General features: G+C 72.8%; 11 protein-coding genes and 7 pseudogenes. 12 read left to right on the top strand and 6 right to left on the bottom strand.

Going from position 1 to position 15,848, the window contains the following annotated elements; translation table 11 throughout:
* Positions 1-161: 161 nt before the first annotated feature.
* The 3 genes and pseudogenes from ACQ86J_RS22700 to ACQ86J_RS22690 all read left to right on the top strand — a co-directional run bounded on the left by ACQ86J_RS22700 (position 162) and on the right by ACQ86J_RS22690 (position 2,125).
* Entirely contained in the window at positions 162-380 is a 219-nt protein-coding gene (locus ACQ86J_RS22700) for a hypothetical protein (RefSeq protein ID WP_431267311.1), read from the top strand.
* Positions 380-1,381, top strand: a pseudogene (locus tag ACQ86J_RS22695) (PAS domain-containing protein); the annotation flags it as partial. The gene ACQ86J_RS22700 and the pseudogene ACQ86J_RS22695, both read left to right, overlap by 1 nt.
* Before the next feature lie 15 nt (positions 1,382-1,396).
* A complete protein-coding gene (locus tag ACQ86J_RS22690) occupies positions 1,397-2,125 on the top strand; it encodes an HWE histidine kinase domain-containing protein (protein ID WP_431272498.1) in 729 nt (242 codons plus the stop codon).
* A gap of 40 nt (positions 2,126-2,165) precedes the next feature.
* Here ACQ86J_RS22690 and ACQ86J_RS22685 read toward each other — a convergent pair whose 3' ends face one another.
* The 3 genes from ACQ86J_RS22685 to ACQ86J_RS22675 form a co-directional block, all read right to left on the bottom strand.
* Positions 2,166-3,008, bottom strand: coding sequence for a Bug family tripartite tricarboxylate transporter substrate binding protein (locus tag ACQ86J_RS22685; protein WP_431267310.1), 843 nt, complete (start codon positions 3,006-3,008; stop codon positions 2,166-2,168).
* Between the two features lie 211 nt (positions 3,009-3,219).
* Positions 3,220-3,951 (bottom strand): NAD(P)-dependent oxidoreductase, encoded by a 732-nt coding sequence (locus ACQ86J_RS22680; RefSeq protein WP_431267309.1) that lies wholly within the window; start codon positions 3,949-3,951, stop codon positions 3,220-3,222.
* A gap of 429 nt (positions 3,952-4,380) precedes the next feature.
* Positions 4,381-6,102: a stimulus-sensing domain-containing protein gene (locus tag ACQ86J_RS22675; RefSeq protein WP_431267308.1), complete on the bottom strand. Its 1,722-nt coding sequence runs from the start codon at positions 6,100-6,102 to the stop codon at positions 4,381-4,383.
* A gap of 207 nt (positions 6,103-6,309) precedes the next feature.
* Here ACQ86J_RS22675 and ACQ86J_RS22670 point away from each other — a divergent pair, with 207 nt between their 5' ends.
* A complete protein-coding gene (locus ACQ86J_RS22670; RefSeq protein WP_431267307.1) occupies positions 6,310-6,633 on the top strand; it encodes a hypothetical protein in 324 nt (107 codons plus the stop codon).
* Positions 6,630-6,944: a heme-binding beta-barrel domain-containing protein gene (locus ACQ86J_RS22665; protein WP_431267306.1), complete on the top strand. Its 315-nt coding sequence runs from the start codon at positions 6,630-6,632 to the stop codon at positions 6,942-6,944. Before ACQ86J_RS22670 ends, ACQ86J_RS22665 begins: the two co-directional genes overlap by 4 nt.
* A gap of 12 nt (positions 6,945-6,956) precedes the next feature.
* On the opposite strand, the pseudogene ACQ86J_RS22660 reads toward ACQ86J_RS22665, so the two are convergent.
* Positions 6,957-7,659, bottom strand: a pseudogene (locus ACQ86J_RS22660) (response regulator transcription factor).
* Between the two features lie 95 nt (positions 7,660-7,754).
* Between ACQ86J_RS22660 and ACQ86J_RS22655 the strand changes: the two are divergent.
* From ACQ86J_RS22655 to ACQ86J_RS22630, 6 genes and pseudogenes are all read left to right on the top strand, one after another.
* Positions 7,755-8,480: a HugZ family protein gene (locus tag ACQ86J_RS22655; protein ID WP_431267305.1), complete on the top strand. Its 726-nt coding sequence runs from the start codon at positions 7,755-7,757 to the stop codon at positions 8,478-8,480.
* A gap of 109 nt (positions 8,481-8,589) precedes the next feature.
* Positions 8,590-8,859, top strand: a pseudogene (locus tag ACQ86J_RS22650) (phosphoenolpyruvate carboxykinase (ATP)); the annotation flags it as partial.
* On the top strand, positions 8,837-10,225 hold the full coding sequence (gene pckA / locus ACQ86J_RS22645) for a phosphoenolpyruvate carboxykinase (ATP) (protein WP_431267304.1): 1,389 nt from the start codon (positions 8,837-8,839) through the stop codon (positions 10,223-10,225). The pseudogene ACQ86J_RS22650 and the gene pckA, both read left to right, overlap by 23 nt.
* 6 nt (positions 10,226-10,231) lie before the next feature.
* Positions 10,232-10,354 (top strand): annotated as a pseudogene (locus ACQ86J_RS22640) (DUF2237 family protein); the annotation flags it as partial.
* 62 nt (positions 10,355-10,416) lie between these two features.
* Positions 10,417-10,638 (top strand): DUF2237 family protein, encoded by a 222-nt coding sequence (locus tag ACQ86J_RS22635; RefSeq protein ID WP_431272497.1) that lies wholly within the window; start codon positions 10,417-10,419, stop codon positions 10,636-10,638.
* A gap of 211 nt (positions 10,639-10,849) precedes the next feature.
* A pseudogene (locus tag ACQ86J_RS22630) lies at positions 10,850-12,193 on the top strand (ammonium transporter).
* Between the two features lie 99 nt (positions 12,194-12,292).
* Here ACQ86J_RS22630 and ACQ86J_RS22625 read toward each other — a convergent pair.
* Positions 12,293-13,786: pseudogene (locus ACQ86J_RS22625) on the bottom strand (SulP family inorganic anion transporter).
* A gap of 174 nt (positions 13,787-13,960) precedes the next feature.
* Positions 13,961-14,804 (bottom strand): annotated as a pseudogene (locus tag ACQ86J_RS22620) (prephenate dehydratase).
* 71 nt (positions 14,805-14,875) lie between these two features.
* Between ACQ86J_RS22620 and ACQ86J_RS22615 the strand changes: the two are divergent.
* Positions 14,876-15,649, top strand: a complete 774-nt coding sequence (locus ACQ86J_RS22615) for an inositol monophosphatase family protein (protein WP_431267303.1) — start codon at positions 14,876-14,878, stop codon at positions 15,647-15,649.
* Positions 15,650-15,848: the final 199 nt, after the last annotated feature.

The raw sequence follows: 15,848 nt of genomic DNA, 5'->3' as shown, positions 1-15,848 counted from the left end.
GCTGGCGGTCTCGCTGGCCGCGGGCCACCTGGCCGACCGCCGCCTGCGGGCCGATATCGGCGCCGAATCGCCACCACCGCCGAACGCGCCGCCGACCTGCTCGACCGCGGCCTGTTCGAACGGCTGCGCGACATCCAGGTCGCCGCCTCGCTCGATACCGCATGCGCGACCCGGCGGCGACGCCCGCCGCCCGCCGCGCCGTGCTGCAGCGGCTGCACGAGACCTACCCCGACTACGCCATCCTGTTCTTCGTCGACCCGGACGGCCGCATGCAGGTCAGCAGCAGCGGGGCGCTCGAGGGCGTCGACGTCTCCGCCCGCGACTACTTCATCGAGGGCCGCGAACACCCTTCGTCGGCGAGGTGCACGACGGCGCGCTGATGGCGAAGGTGCTCGGCCGGGCAGCGGGACAGCCCGCCGCGCTTCCTCGACCTCGCCGCGCCGGTGCAGGGACCGGATGGCAGCCTGGTCGGCGTGGTCGTCGCGCATCTCTACTGGGAATGGGCGGAGGGCATCCAGCGGGACGTCATGGCGCCGGTCCTGGCCCGCCACCCGGCGGCCGAGGCGCTGATCCTCGCGCGCGACGGTACGGTCCTGCTCGGCCCGCCGGGCACGCGCCAGGCGGCCCCGGCGCGGCTCGCGGCCGGGATCGCCGCCGACCTCGCCGCCGGCCGCGGCGGCAGCCAGGTCGAGCCCGGGCGGGCCGACGGCGGGATGGCCGCCACCCCGCAAGCTGGTCGGCTATGCGCCGACCCACGGGCACCGCAGCTATCACGGGCTCGGCTGGTCGGTCCTGGTGCGGCGCGACGCGGCGGCGGCCTTCGCCCCGGCCCGGCAGCTGGCCGGGCAGGTCATGCTCTGGGGCCTGGCCGCCACCGCGCTGGCCGCAGCGCTGGGCTGGCTGCTGGCCGGGATCATCGCCCGCCCGCTGGTCGAGCTGTGCGCGGCCGCCGGGCGGCTGCGGCGCGACCCCGGGCCGAGGTGCCGCCCGGCCGCGGCGCGCGGGAGGTGGTCTCGCTCGCCGACGCCATCGCCGCCCTGGTCGCCGCGGTGCGCGGGCGCGAGGCGGCGCTGCGCGACGGCGCGGCGCGGCTCCGCCTGGCCACCGAGGGAGCCGGCCTGGCCGCCTGGGAGCTCGAGCTCGGCTCCGGCCTCGTCACCCGCTCGCCGCGGCACGACGCGCTCTTCGGCCATCCGCAGCCGCTGGCGGAATGGCGGCTGGCCGAATCCTCGGCCATGTCGTGCCGGAGGAGCGCGAGGCGGTGGCGCGGCAGTTCGCCGCCGCGGTGGCGGAGGGCATGGAGCTGCGCTGCGAATGCCGCATCCTCCGCGCCGGCGACACCGAACCGCGCTGGATCGCCACCCGCGGCGCGCCGGTGCGGGAGGCCGACGGTGCGGTGCGGCGCTATGCCGGGGTGGTCGAGGACATCACCGGCCGCAAGGCGGGCGAGCGCGCGCTGGAGCTGCTGGTGCGCGAGCTGGACCACCGGGTGAAGAACCAGTTCGCCGTCTTCGACGGGCTGATCCAGTTCACCGCGCGCGGCGCCGCCGACCCGGCCGGCATGGCCGCTGCGCTGCGCGGCCGGGTGAACGCCCTGGCGGTGGCGCACGACCTGGTGCGGGACGCCTCGGGCAGCGGCCCGGCGCGCGGCCTGCGCCCGACCACGCTCGCCGCCCTGGCCGCGGCGGTGCTCGGCCCCTTCGGCACCCGGCCCCCAGGGGAGGCCGGGGCGGAGTCAGGCGCCGAGTCGGGGCCAGCGGCCGATGCGGCCGGCCGCATCGTCCTGCACGGCCCGCCGGTCGGCATCGGCCCGGCCGCCGCCGCGGCGCTGGCCCTGGCGCTGCACGAGCTGGCCACCAATTCGGCGCGGCACGGCGCCCTGTCGCAACCGCAGGGCCGGGTCGCGCTGTCCTGGGAGGCGACCACGGCGCCGGCAATCCGCCTGGTCTGGCGCGAGACCGGCGGCCCCGCGCTTGCCGGCCCGCCGGAGCGGCGCGGCTTCGGCGCGACGCTGATCCGGCAGAGCGTGACCCACCAGCTCGGCGGCCAGGTCGGCTTCGACTGGTCGGATCCCGCCGGGCTGGCCGTCACCCTGGACTGCCCGGAGGAGAGGCTGGCGCGGTGAGGCCGGCTTGCCGGCCGGCGCGCGCCGGACCGCGGCCGCGCTACTCGATCGCCTTGAAGCCGGTCGCCCGCACCACCTCGGCCCAGCGGGCGCGCTCGGCCGTCATCGTCGCGGCGAAGGGCGCGCTGCCGGCCGCGGCGGGGCGGAAGCCGGCCTCCTGCAGCCGGGCCAGCTGGGCAGGCATGGCCAGGGCGCGCAGCACCGCGGCCTCGAGCGCCGCCAGCACCGGGGCGGGCGTCGCGGCCGGCGCGACCAGGCCGAACCAGGCGCTGAAGCCCAAGCCCGGCTGGCCGAGCTCGGCCATGGTCGGCACCTCGGGCAGCACCGGCGAGCGCGCCGGGCCGGTCACCGCCAGTGCCTTCAGCCGGCCCGCCTTCACATGCGGCGCCACCACCGCGACGGTGCCGAACATGCCCTGCACCGTGCCGTTCAGCACCGCGCCCATGGCATCGCCGGTCGAGCGGAAATGCACCGGCTCCACCGCCAGGCCGGTCGCCTGGCCGAGCATCGCCGCGCCGAAATGCCCGGGCGTCCCGGCGCCGAAGGTGCCCATGGAGAGCTGCCGCTGCGCGCGGCCCCAGGCGACATAGGCCGCGAGGTCGCCGGCCGGCAGCGCGCCGGGGGTGACGAAGGCGAAGTCGGCCGCGGCGAGCTGGGCGACGGCGGCGAAGTCCTTTGCCGGGTCGTAGGGCAGCCGGGCATAGGTGCTGGGCGCCATGACCAGCTGGCCGACCTCGCCCAGCAGCAGCACGGTGCCGTCGGCCGGGGCGGTCCTTGCCACCTCCTGCGCCGCGATCAGCCCGCCGGCGCCGGGGCGGTTGTCGACGATCACGCCGGCCGGCAGGGCGTCCTTGAGCGCCTCGGCGACCAGGCGCGCCAGCACGTCCGGCCGCGCTGCCGGCGGCGAAGCCGAGCACTAGGCGCAGGGGACGGTCGGGCAGCGCCGCGCGCGCGGCGCCAAGCGGCAGCAGGGCGGCGCCGGCCAGCACGGCACGGCGGCCGGCGATGCGCGAGATCATGGATGCATTCCCCCGGGAGCCCCTCGGGGGCGTTGCGCGGCCGGCGTACCGAAGCGCCGCCGCGGGGTCAACGCGTCAGCACATCGCCAGCGCCACCAGCACCCGGGCGGCGATCAGGGAAGAGACCCGGGCATTGCTCTCGACCGTGGCGCCGGCGATATGCGGGGTGAGCAGCAGGTTGGGCACGCCGGCCAGCACCGAGGCGGGCGGCAGCGGCTCGGTCTCGAAGACATCGAGCGCGGCGCCGCCGAGCCGGCCCGCGCGCAGCGCCGCGGCCAGCGCCTCCTCCTCCACCACCCCGCCTCGGGCGGCGTTCACCAGCACCGCATCCGGCTTCATCAGGGCGAGCTGCGGCGCCGAGAGCAAGCCATGCGTCTCCGGCCCCAGCGGCACGTGCAGCGTCACCGCATCGGCGCGCGAGAGCAGCTCCTCGAGCCCCACCATCTCGGTCTTGGTCTCCGACCAGTCGGCATGGGTGGCGGAGATCAACGGGTCATGGCCGAGGATGCGCATGCGGAAGGCCTCGGCCAGCCGGGCGACGCGGCGGCCGATATCGCCGAAGCCGACGATGCCGAGCGTCTTGCCCGCCAGCTCCCGGCCGCCGATCAGCCGGTCGCGCGGCCAGCGGCCGGCGGCGACCTCCCCGGTCGCGGCGAAGGCCCCGCGCAGCAGCGTGCCGATCGCCAGCAGGACGTATTCGGCGACCGAATCGGCATTGGCGCCGGAAGCGGGGATGACGTCGATCTCCCGCGCCCGGCAGGCCGGCAAGTCGATGTTGTAGAGCCCGACGCCGAGCCGGCCGAGCACCTTGAGGCCGGGGCCGCGGCCAGCAGCTCGGCATCCACCCGGGTCTGGTTGCGGACGATCAGGGCGCGGGCATCGGCCAGCGCCGCCCGGAGCGCCGGCGGGTCCTCGTGCAGACGGGGGTCGTAGAGGGTTGGCTGGGCGGCGCGCAGGCTCTCGACCGCGGCTTCCTCCATGAACTCGGCGACGACGATCTGGCCCATGCCGTGGCTCTTCCCGCGTTCCGGCCCGCCCGACGCGGCGGTGCCGGCAGTCCTGTCCCTGGCTGCATATAGGCTGGCAACCGGCGCTGGGCACAGGGCTGCGTGCGCGCGCCGTGCGGATCTGCGCGGAACATGCGGAGACGAGCGGCGTGCGCCAGGGACGCGGCGGTGCCGGCTCACGCGACCGGCAGCGTCACGGCTTTTGCAGGACGCGCCGCGAAGCCGGTCGCTACGCGACCGGCAGCGTCACGATAAACCGCGCCCCGATCACCTTCCCCGCCGCGTCCCGGCGGTTCTCGGCGGCGATGCGGCCGCGCAGGCCCTCGACGATCTGCCGGCAGATCGAAAGCCCGAGGCCGGAATGCTGGCCGAAGCGCTCGCCGCTCGGACGTTCGGAATAGAACCGCTCGAAGATGCCCTCGAGCTTGGCCTCCGGGATGCCCGGCCCCTCGTCCTCCACCACCACCTCGACCATCGCCCCGGCCGGGCGGGCGCGGACGAAGACCCGGCCGCGCTCCGGGCTGAAGGACAGCGCATTGCCCAGCAGGTTGCGCAGCACCTGCACAACCCGCCCCTCAACGCCGCGCACCACCAGCCTCTCGGCCGGCGCCTCCAGCACCACCGCCGGGTCGTCCGCCTTCCGCGTCGCCTGGTGCAGCTCGGCCAGCGTCGAGAGGATCGGCGCGATGTCGACCGGCACCGCGACGGTGCGCGACAGCTCGGCATCGACGCGCGAGCTGTCGGAGATGTCGGCGATCAGCCGGTCCATCCGCACCGCATCCTCGGCGATGATCGCCAGCAGGCGGTTGCGCTGCTCCGGGTTCTCGATCCGCCGCAGCGTCTCGATCGCGCTGCGGACGCTGGTCAGCGGGTTGCGGAGCTCATGCGCCACGTCGGCGGCGAAGCGCTCGTTGGTGTCGATCCGCGCCCAGAGCGCGCGCGCCGCGGATTGCAGGTCGCGCGCCAGGATGCCGATCTCGTCCTCCCGCGCCAGCAGCGCGGGCGGCACGCTGCCGCTCCGGCCCTCGCCCTGGCGCATGGCGGCGGCGCTGCCCGCCAGCTGCATGATCGGGTTGGCGAGCGTCTGCGCCAGGTAGAAGGACAGCGCCACCGTCAGCACCAGCGCCACGCCGAAGATGCCGAGCACGCTGGCCCTGATCTCGAACAGCCGCTGGTCGACCTCGCGCGCCTCCCGCGTCAGCAGCACGATGCCGACCGACTGGTTGCCGCGCCGCGCGGGCTCGGCGACGCTCACCAGCAGGCGGCCATCGGCGGTGCGGCGGATATAGGGGGTGACGCCGCCCTCGAGCGCCAGCCGCAGCTCCTCCCGCCGGTCGGGGCCTAGATTGGGCTGCCAGTCGAAGGAGGGTGCGTCGGGGTTCACGTCGATGTCGACGTCCGTCCGCCCACCGCGCGGCACCACCGACAGCATGCGGTCATAGAGGCCCGAGACGGTGAGCGAGAAGGCGCCGCGCGGCTCGGGCGGGGCCAGCGGCTCGGTCACCACCGCGCCGCTGGCGCCTTCCCGCACCCGGCTGTCGGCGACGACCAGGCCGGTATTGTCGAACAGCCGCGCCTGGGTGTTCGGCGAAGGGTCCACCAGCCGCCGCAGCAGCGGCCGGGCGGCCTCCGGCACCAGCACGGCGCGGTCGTCCTGCAGCCGGGTCGCGGCCTCGGCGATGGCGCCGGCATAGATCCGCGCCTGGGTCCGCATCGCCTCGACCTCGGCCGCCAGCAGCCCGTTCTGGTACTGGTCGAGGTAGAGCATGGCGGCGGCCAGCAGGGCCGGCGGCAGGATGTTCAGCAGCAGGATGCGGCGCAGCAGGGGAGACCCAGCGGCGGCGCGGCGGCGCGCTGGCCTGGACGGCGGTTTCGGGCGGCAGGCCGATATCGGGCATGGAGCATCCTGCGCCGGGGCGATGGGACGGCGGCCGCCGCCCCGGTCCGGCATAGCACGGCCGCCGCCGCGCCGCTGCCTCGGTGAGGTCGGCCGCGCGGCACCGGACGCGCCGGCCGGTCCGATGCCGGGCCGGCCGCCCCTCCCCGGACGCGCGAGCCGCATTTGGAACGCAGCGGCCAGCAATGCCGCCCCGGCCGCACTTCAGGGCCGAATTCTGAACGCGGTATCGTTCCGGCAGGCGCATTCCGGAGACCCGCCGTGACGACCAGGCCCCATGCCGACATCTTCGCCGAGCCGGCGGAGGTGGATCCCGATACCTTGCGGAACCTCGGCCCCCTGCGCCGCATGGCGGGCATCTGGGAAGGGGCGCGGGGCGACGACGTCCACCCGGTGCGGGAGGGCGCGCGGCGCCAGGCCTTCGTCGAGCGGTTCGAGCTGCAGCCGATCGACCCGCAGACCAACGGCCCGCAAGCTGCTCTATGGGCTGCACTACGCCATCCGCGCCGTCCGCCCGGGGGAGACGCGGACCTACCACCACCAGGTCGGCTACTTCCTGTGGGAGCCGGCGACGGAGACGGGTGATCCAGGCCCTGGCGATCCCGCGCGGCCAGGTCGCCATGGCGGTGGGCCAGGCGAAGCCCGATGCCACGCGGTTCGAGTTGCGGGCGGAGCGCGGGCTGCTCACCTGGGGGATCTGCTCGAACCCCTTCCTGGAGGAAGCCTTACGGACCGACTCCTACCGCACCACCGTGACGCTGAACCCGGACGGCACCTGGACCTATGACGAGGACACGGTGCTGATGATCCGCGGCCGGGCCGAGCCCTTCCACCACACCGACTCCAACACCCTGGCCAAGGTGGCGGAGCCGACCCCAAATCCGCGCGCCGCATAGGCCGCCCGGCCGTCAGCTCTCCTTGTAGCGGTAGCCGATCCCGTACAGCGTCTCGATCTGCGCGAAGTCGTTGTCCGCCTGGCGAAACTTCTTCCGCACCCGCTTAACATGGGAATCGATGGTGCGGTCGTCGACATAGATGTTCTCGCCATAGGCGGCATCGATCAGCTGGTCGCGGTTCTTCACCATGCCCGGGCGCAGCGCCAACGCCTTGACCAGCAGGAACTCGGTCACCGTCAGCTGGATGTCGGTGCCCTTCCAGACGCAGGTGTGCTTGGTCTCGTCCAGCACCAGATCGCCGCGGACGATGACGCCGCCGGCGGGCTGGCCGTTCGCTTCGGCGCGGGACGCCTCGTTCCGCCGCAGCAGGGCGCGGATGCGCTCCAGCAGCAGGCGCTGGCTGAAGGGGCTTGGTGATGTAGTCGTCGGCCCCGAGCCGCAGCCCCATCAGCTCGTCGACCTCCTCGTCCTTGCTGGTCAGGAAGACCACCGGCATGGCGCTGCGCTGGCGGAGGCGCTGCAGCAGCTCCATCCCGTCCATCCGCGGCATCTTGATGTCGAGCACCGCGAGGTCGGCCGGCCGGGCCAGCAGCCCCTGCAGGGCGCTCTCCCCGTCCGTATAGGTGCGCACCTGGAACCCCTCCTGTTCCAGGGTCATGGAGACGGAGGTCAGGATATTGCGGTCGTCGTCCACCAGGGCGATCGTGGCAGCCATGCGTTGCTCTCCGCCGGGACTGGGCCCGGGACTCATCGAACCATGATTGGACCCAATATGGTGCGGGATTGTGGCGCAACCCGGACGGGAGCGAGATGGTGACCGACAACCCGGCTTTCGAGGCCCGCCGCCTGGTCCGCGGCGCCGCCTCGGCGGTCCTGGCGACCCAGGCCGCCGGGCAGCCCTTCGCCAGCCTGGTCACCCCGGCCACGACCGGCGACCTCTCGGTCCTGCTGCTGCTCTCCTCCCTGTCGGAGCATACCCGCCAGCTGCGGGCCGAGCCGCGCTGTGCCGTGTTCTTCCAGGGCCAGGCCGCCGAGGCCAATCCGCAGACCGCGCCCCGGGTGACGCTGACCGGCCTGGCCGCCGCGGTGCCCGGGCCGGAGGTGCCGGCGCTGAAGGCGCGCTTCCTGGCGAAGCACCCCTATGCCGCGCTCTATGCCGATTTCGGCGACTTCGCGCTGTGGCGGGTCAGCCCCGCCGCGGCGCAGCTGGTCGGCGGCTTCGCCCGGGCGCTCAGGCTGCGCGGGGCGGAGCTGCTGCCCGACCCGGCGGCGGTGGCGGGGCTGGCGGCGGCCGAGCAGGGCATCCTCGACCACATGAATGCCGACCATGCCGCGGCGGTGGCGGCGATCGCCGCCGGCCTGCCGGGCGGCGGGGACGGGGCCTGGCGGATGGTTGCACTCGACCCGGACGGCGCCGACCTGGCGTTGGGCGAGCGGGTGCTTCGCCTTAATTTCAGTGCCCCTGCAGACGGTCCGGAGGCAGTCCGCGCCGAGTTGATTCGCGCTGCCCGCGGGGCTCGTCCAGGATTGGCATGACTTGAGGTTGTAAAACCCGGTGGCCAGTTACGTTGCGAATCGTAAGCCGCCGCCGTAATTTAGCCTTTGACAGCATGGACACCGCGGGTCCCGACCCGGGCCCCCAGCAATGGCGTGGCCTTGGGATGCCCCGCCTGGAGGAATATACATGAGCCTGCCCGAGAGCGCCCTCGCCGGCACGGGTGTGACCACTGGGTCCACCGTCCATGCCAACCTGACGGCCCCGGGCCTGTATGAGCACGCGATCCGCCGCGGCGAGGGCCGGCTGTCCGCCGACGGCGCCTTCATGGCGGTGACCGGCGTCCATACCGGCCGGTCCGTGCAGGACAAGTTCGTGGTCGACGACCCCGAGGTGCATGACGAGATCTGGTGGGGCAAGATCAACCAGCCCATGCAGCCGGAGAAGTTCCGCGGCCTGCGCAGCAAGGTCCAGGCCTCGGCTCGGCGCCCGCCCGGTGCTCTTCACCCAGGACCTCTATGCCGGCGCCGACCCGGCGCACCGCATCAAGGTGCGGCTGGTGACGACCAATGCCTGGCACGCGCTGTTCGCCCGCAACATGTTCATCCGGCCGCCGGTCGAGGACCTCGCCGGCTTCACGCCGGACTTCACCATCCTGCACGCCCCGGAATACGAGGCGAACCCGGCCGAGGACGGCTGCCGTACCAGCACCTGCATCGCGCTGTCCTTCGCGGCGAAGACCATCCTGATCGCCGGCACCAGCTATGCCGGGGAGATCAAGAAGTCGATCTTCACCGTGATGAACTGGCTGCTGCCGGCCAAGGGCGTGCTGCCGATGCACTGCAGCGCCAACCAGGGCCCGGCCGGCGACACCGCGCTGTTCTTCGGCCTCTCGGGCACCGGCAAGACCACGCTGTCCAGCGACCCGGAACGCAGCCTGATCGGCGACGACGAGCATGGCTGGTCGGATACCGGCGTCTTCAATTTCGAGGGCGGCTGCTACGCCAAGGTCATCCGCCTCTCGCGCGAGGCCGAGCCGCAGATCTGGGACGCGTCCCACCGCTTCGGCGCGGTGCTGGAGAACGTCGTGGCGGATGAGCGCGGCAAGCTTGACCTCGATGACGGCTCGCTGACCGAGAACACCCGGTCCTGCTACCCGCTGGAGTTCATCCCGAACACCATGCCGGGCGGCCGCGCCGCGCTGCCGAAGAACGTGGTGATGCTGACGGCGGACGCCTTCGGCGTGCTGCCGCCGATCGCCAAGCTGTCCTCGGCCCAGGCGATGTACCACTTCCTCTCGGGCTACACCGCCCGCGTGGCGGGGACCGAGAAGGGCCTGGGCAAGGAGCCGCAGGCGACCTTCTCCACCTGCTTCGGCGCGCCCTTCCTGCCGCGCCACCCGGAGGTCTACGGCAAGCTGCTGTCCGACCTGATCGACCGGCACGGCGCCGATTGCTGGCTGGTCAACACCGGCTGGTCGGGCGGCGCGTACGGCACCGGCAGCCGGATGTCGATCAAGGTGACCCGCGCCCTGCTGCGCGCGGCGCTCGACGGCAGCCTGGCCAGGGTGGAGTTCGAGACCGACCCCTTCTTCGGCCTGCAGATCCCGAAAGCGCTGCCGGGCGTGCCCGCCGAGGTGCTGAACCCGCGCAACACCTGGGCCGACAAGGCCGCCTATGACCGCACCGCCGCCGACCTCGTCTCCCGCTTCGAGAAGAACTTCGAGGGCTTCTCGGGCGGCGTGAGCGAGGAAGTGCTGGCGGCGGCGATCCGGGCGGCCGCCTGATGCCGGATGGCGGGCTCGGTCCTGGGCGGCGCGGGCCGGGGACAACCCCCGGCCAGCAACGTCCTGGGCGGTCCGCTGCTGCCCTGCTCCGTCGCGCCGCTGACCGGATTCTTCCGGGACGGCTGCTGCAATACGGGGCAGGAGGATCTCGGCCTGCACGTGGTCTGCGCCGAGATGACGCGCGAATTCCCTTGCCTTCTCCAAGGCTCGGGGCAACGACCTCTCGACCCCGCGGCCGGAATCCGGCTTCGCCGGCCTGGAAGCCCGGCGACCGCTGGTGCCTCTGCGCCGCGCGATGGGAGGAGGCGCGCTCGGCCGGGATGGCGCCGAAGGTGCTGCTCGAGGCGACGCATATCGCCGCGCTGGAAGTCTGCAGCCTGGAAGACCTCAAGGCGCACGCGGTCGAGGCATAGACGTCCCCGCGGCGACCAAGCCGCCACCGATGCGGGCAGGCTGCACGGACAGCAGGCAGGCATGGCATCGCAGGGCGGCGGTCACCCCGACAATTCTCTCGTTTACGTGAAATACACTTCCGGCCTGTGCAGAAGACAGGCAAAAGCCGCGCAAAGCGGCGGCACCCCGGCAGCGCCCCGCGCAACTCGCCCAGGGGAACGCAGTCACATCATGAACCGATCTCTGGCCGCCCCGCTCGCCGGGCCGGCTCTGCTCGCCGCCGCCCCGGCCTGGGCGCAGGGCGCCCCGCGCATCGACACCGGCGACACCGCCTGGATGCTCACCGCCGCCGTGCTCGTCCTGCTTGATGACGGTGCCCGGCCTCGCCTTCTTCTACGGCGGCATGGTGCGGAAGAAGAACATCCTGGCGGTCATGGCGCAGTCCTTCGTGCTCTGCGCGCTGATGACGGTGCTCTGGATGGTCGTCGGCTACAGCCTCGCCTTCGGCGACGGCAATGCCCTCATCGGCGACCTCTCGCGCGTCATGCTGCGCGGGATGGAGGAAGGCTGGGACCGGTCCTTCACCCTGGGCGCCGCGACCGCCAACTCCGCTGCCGCTGACCATCCCCGAGCCGGTCTTCATGTTCTACCAGATGACCTTCTTCATCATCACCCCGGCGGTCATCACCGGCGCCTTCGCCGACCGGATGAAATTTCTCCGCCCTGCTGCTGCTGCTCAGCCTCTGGGCGCTGCTGGTCTATGCGCCAGTGGCGCACTGGGCCTGGGCGCCGCTCGGCTGGCTCAACCTGCTGGGCTTGGCCGACTTCGCCGGCGGCACGGTGGTCGAGGTGAACTCCGGCATCGCCGGCTCTGGTCTGCGCCCCCTCGTCCTGGGCAAGCGGCTCGGCTACGGGCATGACAACATGGCGCCCCACAACCTGGCCCTATGCGGTGCTCGGCGCCTCGCTGCTCTGGGTCGGCTGGCTCGGCTTCAACTCCGGCGCCGCGGGCGGGGCGAATGGCCGCGCCGCCATGGCGATCGTCGCAACCCAGGCCGCGGCGGCGGCGGCGACCCTCGCCTGGACCGCGGTGGAATGGGCGCGGCACGGCAAGCCCACCGTGCTCGGCGCCATTTCCGGCGCGGTGGCGGGGCTGGTCGCCATCACCCCGGCGGCCGGCTTCGTGCTGCCCGGCGCGGCGGCTGCTGATCGGCGCCCTCGGCCGGCGTCACCTGCTTCTGGGCGGTGACGGAGGCGAAGCGCCGGCTCGGCTACGACGACAGCCTGGACGCCTTTGGCGTGCATGGCGTGGGCGGGATGCTGGGCATGCTGCTGACCGGGATTCTCGCCCATGGCCCGCTCTCGGCCACCGCGGCGGTGCCGGAGGGCGTCTATGCCGGCGGGATCGGGCTTCTCGGGGTGCAGGCGCTCGGCGTGCTGGCGACCGTCGCCTGGAGCGGCGGCGTCACCTGGGGCCTGACGCGGGTGGTGGACGCGCTGGTCGGGCTGCGGGTCTCCGAGGAGGAGGAGCGCATCGGCCTCGACGAGACGCTGCACGGCGAGAGCCTGGGGTAAGCTTGGGGAGGGGAAGGTATCCCCTCGCCACGCGGCGGCTGCCGATTCAGAGAAGATCAGATGAGGGGTTCGGGGAGAATACCTTCTCCCCGACCTTCCCTAATGGCCCGCCGCCACCGCCCCCGGCTTGTCATGCTGCGCCAGCCGGTCGACCAGCGTCCGGCTCGCCTCGTTCATGCCGGTGATCTCGACCGGCACGCCGTGGTGGCGGAATTCTCAGCACCACCCGGTCCAGCGCGTTGATGCCGGTGATGTCCCAGAAATGCGCGGCATGGACGTCGATCACCACCGCCTCCGGCGCCTCGCGGAAGTCGAAGGCGCCGTGGAAGGCCTCGGCCGTGGCGAAGAAGAGCTGGCCGGTGACCCGGTAGGTCCGGATGCCCGTCGCCGCATCCAACGCCGATTCCACGCCGAAGAAGCGCGAGATCTTCTGGGCGAAGAACAGCCCGCTGAGGACCACGCCGACCAGCACGCCCTTGGCCAGGTCATGCGTCCCGAGCACCACCGCGACGGTGGCCAGCATCACCACGCTGGAGCTCTTCGGATGCGTCACCAGCGTCCGCAGCGAGCGCCACTGGAAGGTGTTGATCGAGACCATTACCATGACGGCGACCAGCGCCGGCATCGGGATCTGCTTCACCCAGGGCCCGAGCACGACGATCAGGAAGAGCAGGAAGGCGCCGGCCCAGAGGCAGGACAGCCGCCCCCGCCCGCCGGAGGAGACGTTGATGACGGACTGGCCGATCATCGCGCAGCCGGCCATGCCGCCGAACAGGCCGGAGGCGATGTTGCCGAGGCCCTGCCCTGGCGCATTCGCGGTTCTTGTTCGAATCCGTGTCGGTCATCTCGTCGATGATCGCCGCGGTCATCAGGCTTTCCAGCAGCCCGACCATGGCCAGCGTCAGCGCATAGGGCAGGATGATCCGCAGCGTCTCGAGGTTCAGCGGCACCATGGGCCAGGCGAAGGCCGGCAGCTCGCCCGGCAGCGCGCCCATGTCGCCCACCTTGTGGAAGTCGGTGCCGGTGGCCATCGAGAAGGCGGTCAGCAGGACGATGGCGACCAGCGGCGAGGGCACCGCGGTGGTCAGCCGCGGCAGCAGGTAGATGATGCCGAGGCCCACCGCGACCATGGCATAGACCGGCCAGCCCATGGGCTGCCAGCCGGGGCCGAACAGCTCCGGCAGGCTGCGCCAGGAAGATCAGGATGGCCAGCGCATTGACGAAGCCGGTGACGACCGAGCGCGAGACGAAGCGCATCAGGTCGCCGAGCCGGAGCGCGCTGGCGACCAGTTGCAGCAGCCCGGTCAGCACGGTCGCGGCGAAGAGGTAGTTCACCCCGTGGTCGCGCACCAGCGTGACCATCACCACCGCGGTGGCGCCGGTGGCGGCCGAGATCATCGCGAAGCGGCCGCCGGCGATGGCGGTGACGACGGCGATGCAGAAGGAGGCATAGAGGCCGAGCTTCGGGTCGACCCCGGCGATGATGGAGAAGGCGATCGCCTCCGGGATCAGGGCCAGGGCGACGACGGTGCCGGCCAGCAGGTCGCGCGTGACGTTCGGCGACCATTCGGCGCGCAGCTTGGACAGGGACATGGGGCAGCTCTTCGGCGGGCGGCCGCCGTGCGGCGGCCACCGGATTACGCAGGGGAAGTCGGCGGCGACGGAAGTCCGGCGCCTAGGGCGGGCTTACCCCGGAATGCTTGCTGCGGCATGCGCCGACCCTGCCCCATCCCCTGCTGCGGCGCAACACGCGATCCGGTGGCGGGATCAGCGCCCCTGGTGCTCCAGCCGGTAGGCATGCGCCGGATAGGCGCCCAGCACCTTCACCTCGCGGGAGAAGAAGGCCAGCTCCTCCAGCGCCCGCGCCAGGTTCGGGTCGTCCGGGTGCCCGTCCACGTCGGCCAGAAACTGCGTCGCGGTGAACTCGCCGTCCAGCATGTAGCTTTCCAGCTTCGTCATGTTCACCCCGTTGGTGGCGAAGCCGCCCAGCGCCTTGTAGAGGGCGGCCGGGATGTTCCGCACGCGGAAGACGAAGGTGGTGATGCAGGGGCCGCGGAAGGGCGCCGGCTTGCCCAGCGAGCAGACGTAGAAGCGCGTAGTGTTGTGCGCCGCGTCCTCGACGTTGCGGCGCAGGATCTCGAGCCCGTAGGTCTCCGGCCGCGAGGGCGCTGGCGATGGCCGCGTCCTCGACGCCGCCGCGCTCGGCGATCAGGTGGGCGGCGCCGGCGGTGTCGGCCTCGATCACCGGCTCCAGCCGCAGCTCCTTCAGGATCAGCCGCACCTGGCCGAGCGCGACGGGGTGGCTGTGGGCGCGCTTCAGGGTCTGCAGCGTCGCGCCCCTCGGCGCCAGCAGGCAGTGCTCCACCCGCTCGAAATGCTCGCCGATGACGGAAAGGCCGCTGTCGGGCAGCAGCCGGTGGATGTCGGGCACCTGGCCGGCGAGCGAATTCCTCGCAGGGCAACATGGCGAGCTTCGCCTCGCCGGCGCGGACCGCGTCCATCGCCGCCTCGAAGGAGGGGCAGGGCAGCGTCCGCCAGCCCGGATACGCGGCGCGGCAGGCGAGGTCGGAATAGGCCCGGGCAGGCCCTGGAAGGCGATGAGGTCTGACATGCGGCCGCCGTGGACAGGAATGAGCGCGGTGTCCAACCAACCCCCGTTGGCGCGCAAACGGGGGCCAGGGGATGCAGGAATTCATCGAGGCGGCGGAGGCCGCGGCCGAGGCGGCCGGCGCCATCATCCGCCCGCTCTTCCGCTCCCAGCTCCTGGTCGATTCCAAGGGCGATGCCAGCCCGGTGACCGAAGCCGACCGCGGGGCCGAGCTGGCGATGCGCGCCCTGCTCGGCGCCCGCTTCCCCGGCCACGGCATCTGGGGCGAGGAATACGGGCCGGAGCGGGCCGATGCGGAATACCTCTGGGTGCTCGACCCGATCGACGGGACGCGGGCCTTCGTCACCGGACGGCCGCTCTTCGGTACGCTGATCGGCCTGCTGCACCGCGGCGTCCCCGTGCTCGGGATGATCGACCAGCCGGTCACCGGCGAACGGCTGGCTGGGCATCCAGGGCCAGCCGACCCGCTTCACCGCGCCCTTGGGCGGCACGCCGCGCTGCCGGCCCTGCCCCAGCATCGGGAATGCCGAGCTGTCCTGCACCAGCCCCGACATGTTCGAGCCGGGCGATCGCCGGGCTTCGAGCGGCGGCGCGGCGCCGCCCGCCGGGTGACCTGGGGCGGCGACTGCTATGCCTATGGGCTGCTGGCGCTCGGCCTGGTGGACCTGGTCTGCGAGGCGACGATGAAACCCTGGGACTGGGCGGCGATCGTCCCCGTGGTGGAGGGCGCCGGCGGGCGGGTCACTGGCTGGGACGGCAGGCCGCTGAGGCTCGGCGGCGACGGGCGCGTCCTGGCGCTGGGCGACGCGGCGATGCTGGCCGAGGCGGTGGGGCTGCTCGGCGACTGAGAATGCCCGTCGGTGGTATCATGCCCGCAGACCGGCACCCCCTGATTGCTTGACGGATGGAACCGAACCGATCCCAATCACGGACGGTTAGCAAACACTCCATCCATCCCGCAACCGGCGAGGTGCCCGCGTGACCCAGTTCATCTTCGACGGCGGCGCCGGGAACGACCTGCTGGAGCCTCCGCGGTCGGCTCCCGGG

Source organism: Dankookia sp. P2 (assembly GCF_050632255.1).
Lineage (GTDB): Bacteria > Pseudomonadota > Alphaproteobacteria > Acetobacterales > Acetobacteraceae > Paracraurococcus.
The sequence above is the reverse complement of the archived record's forward strand: the minus strand, read 5'-3'. Positions and strand labels throughout refer to the sequence as shown.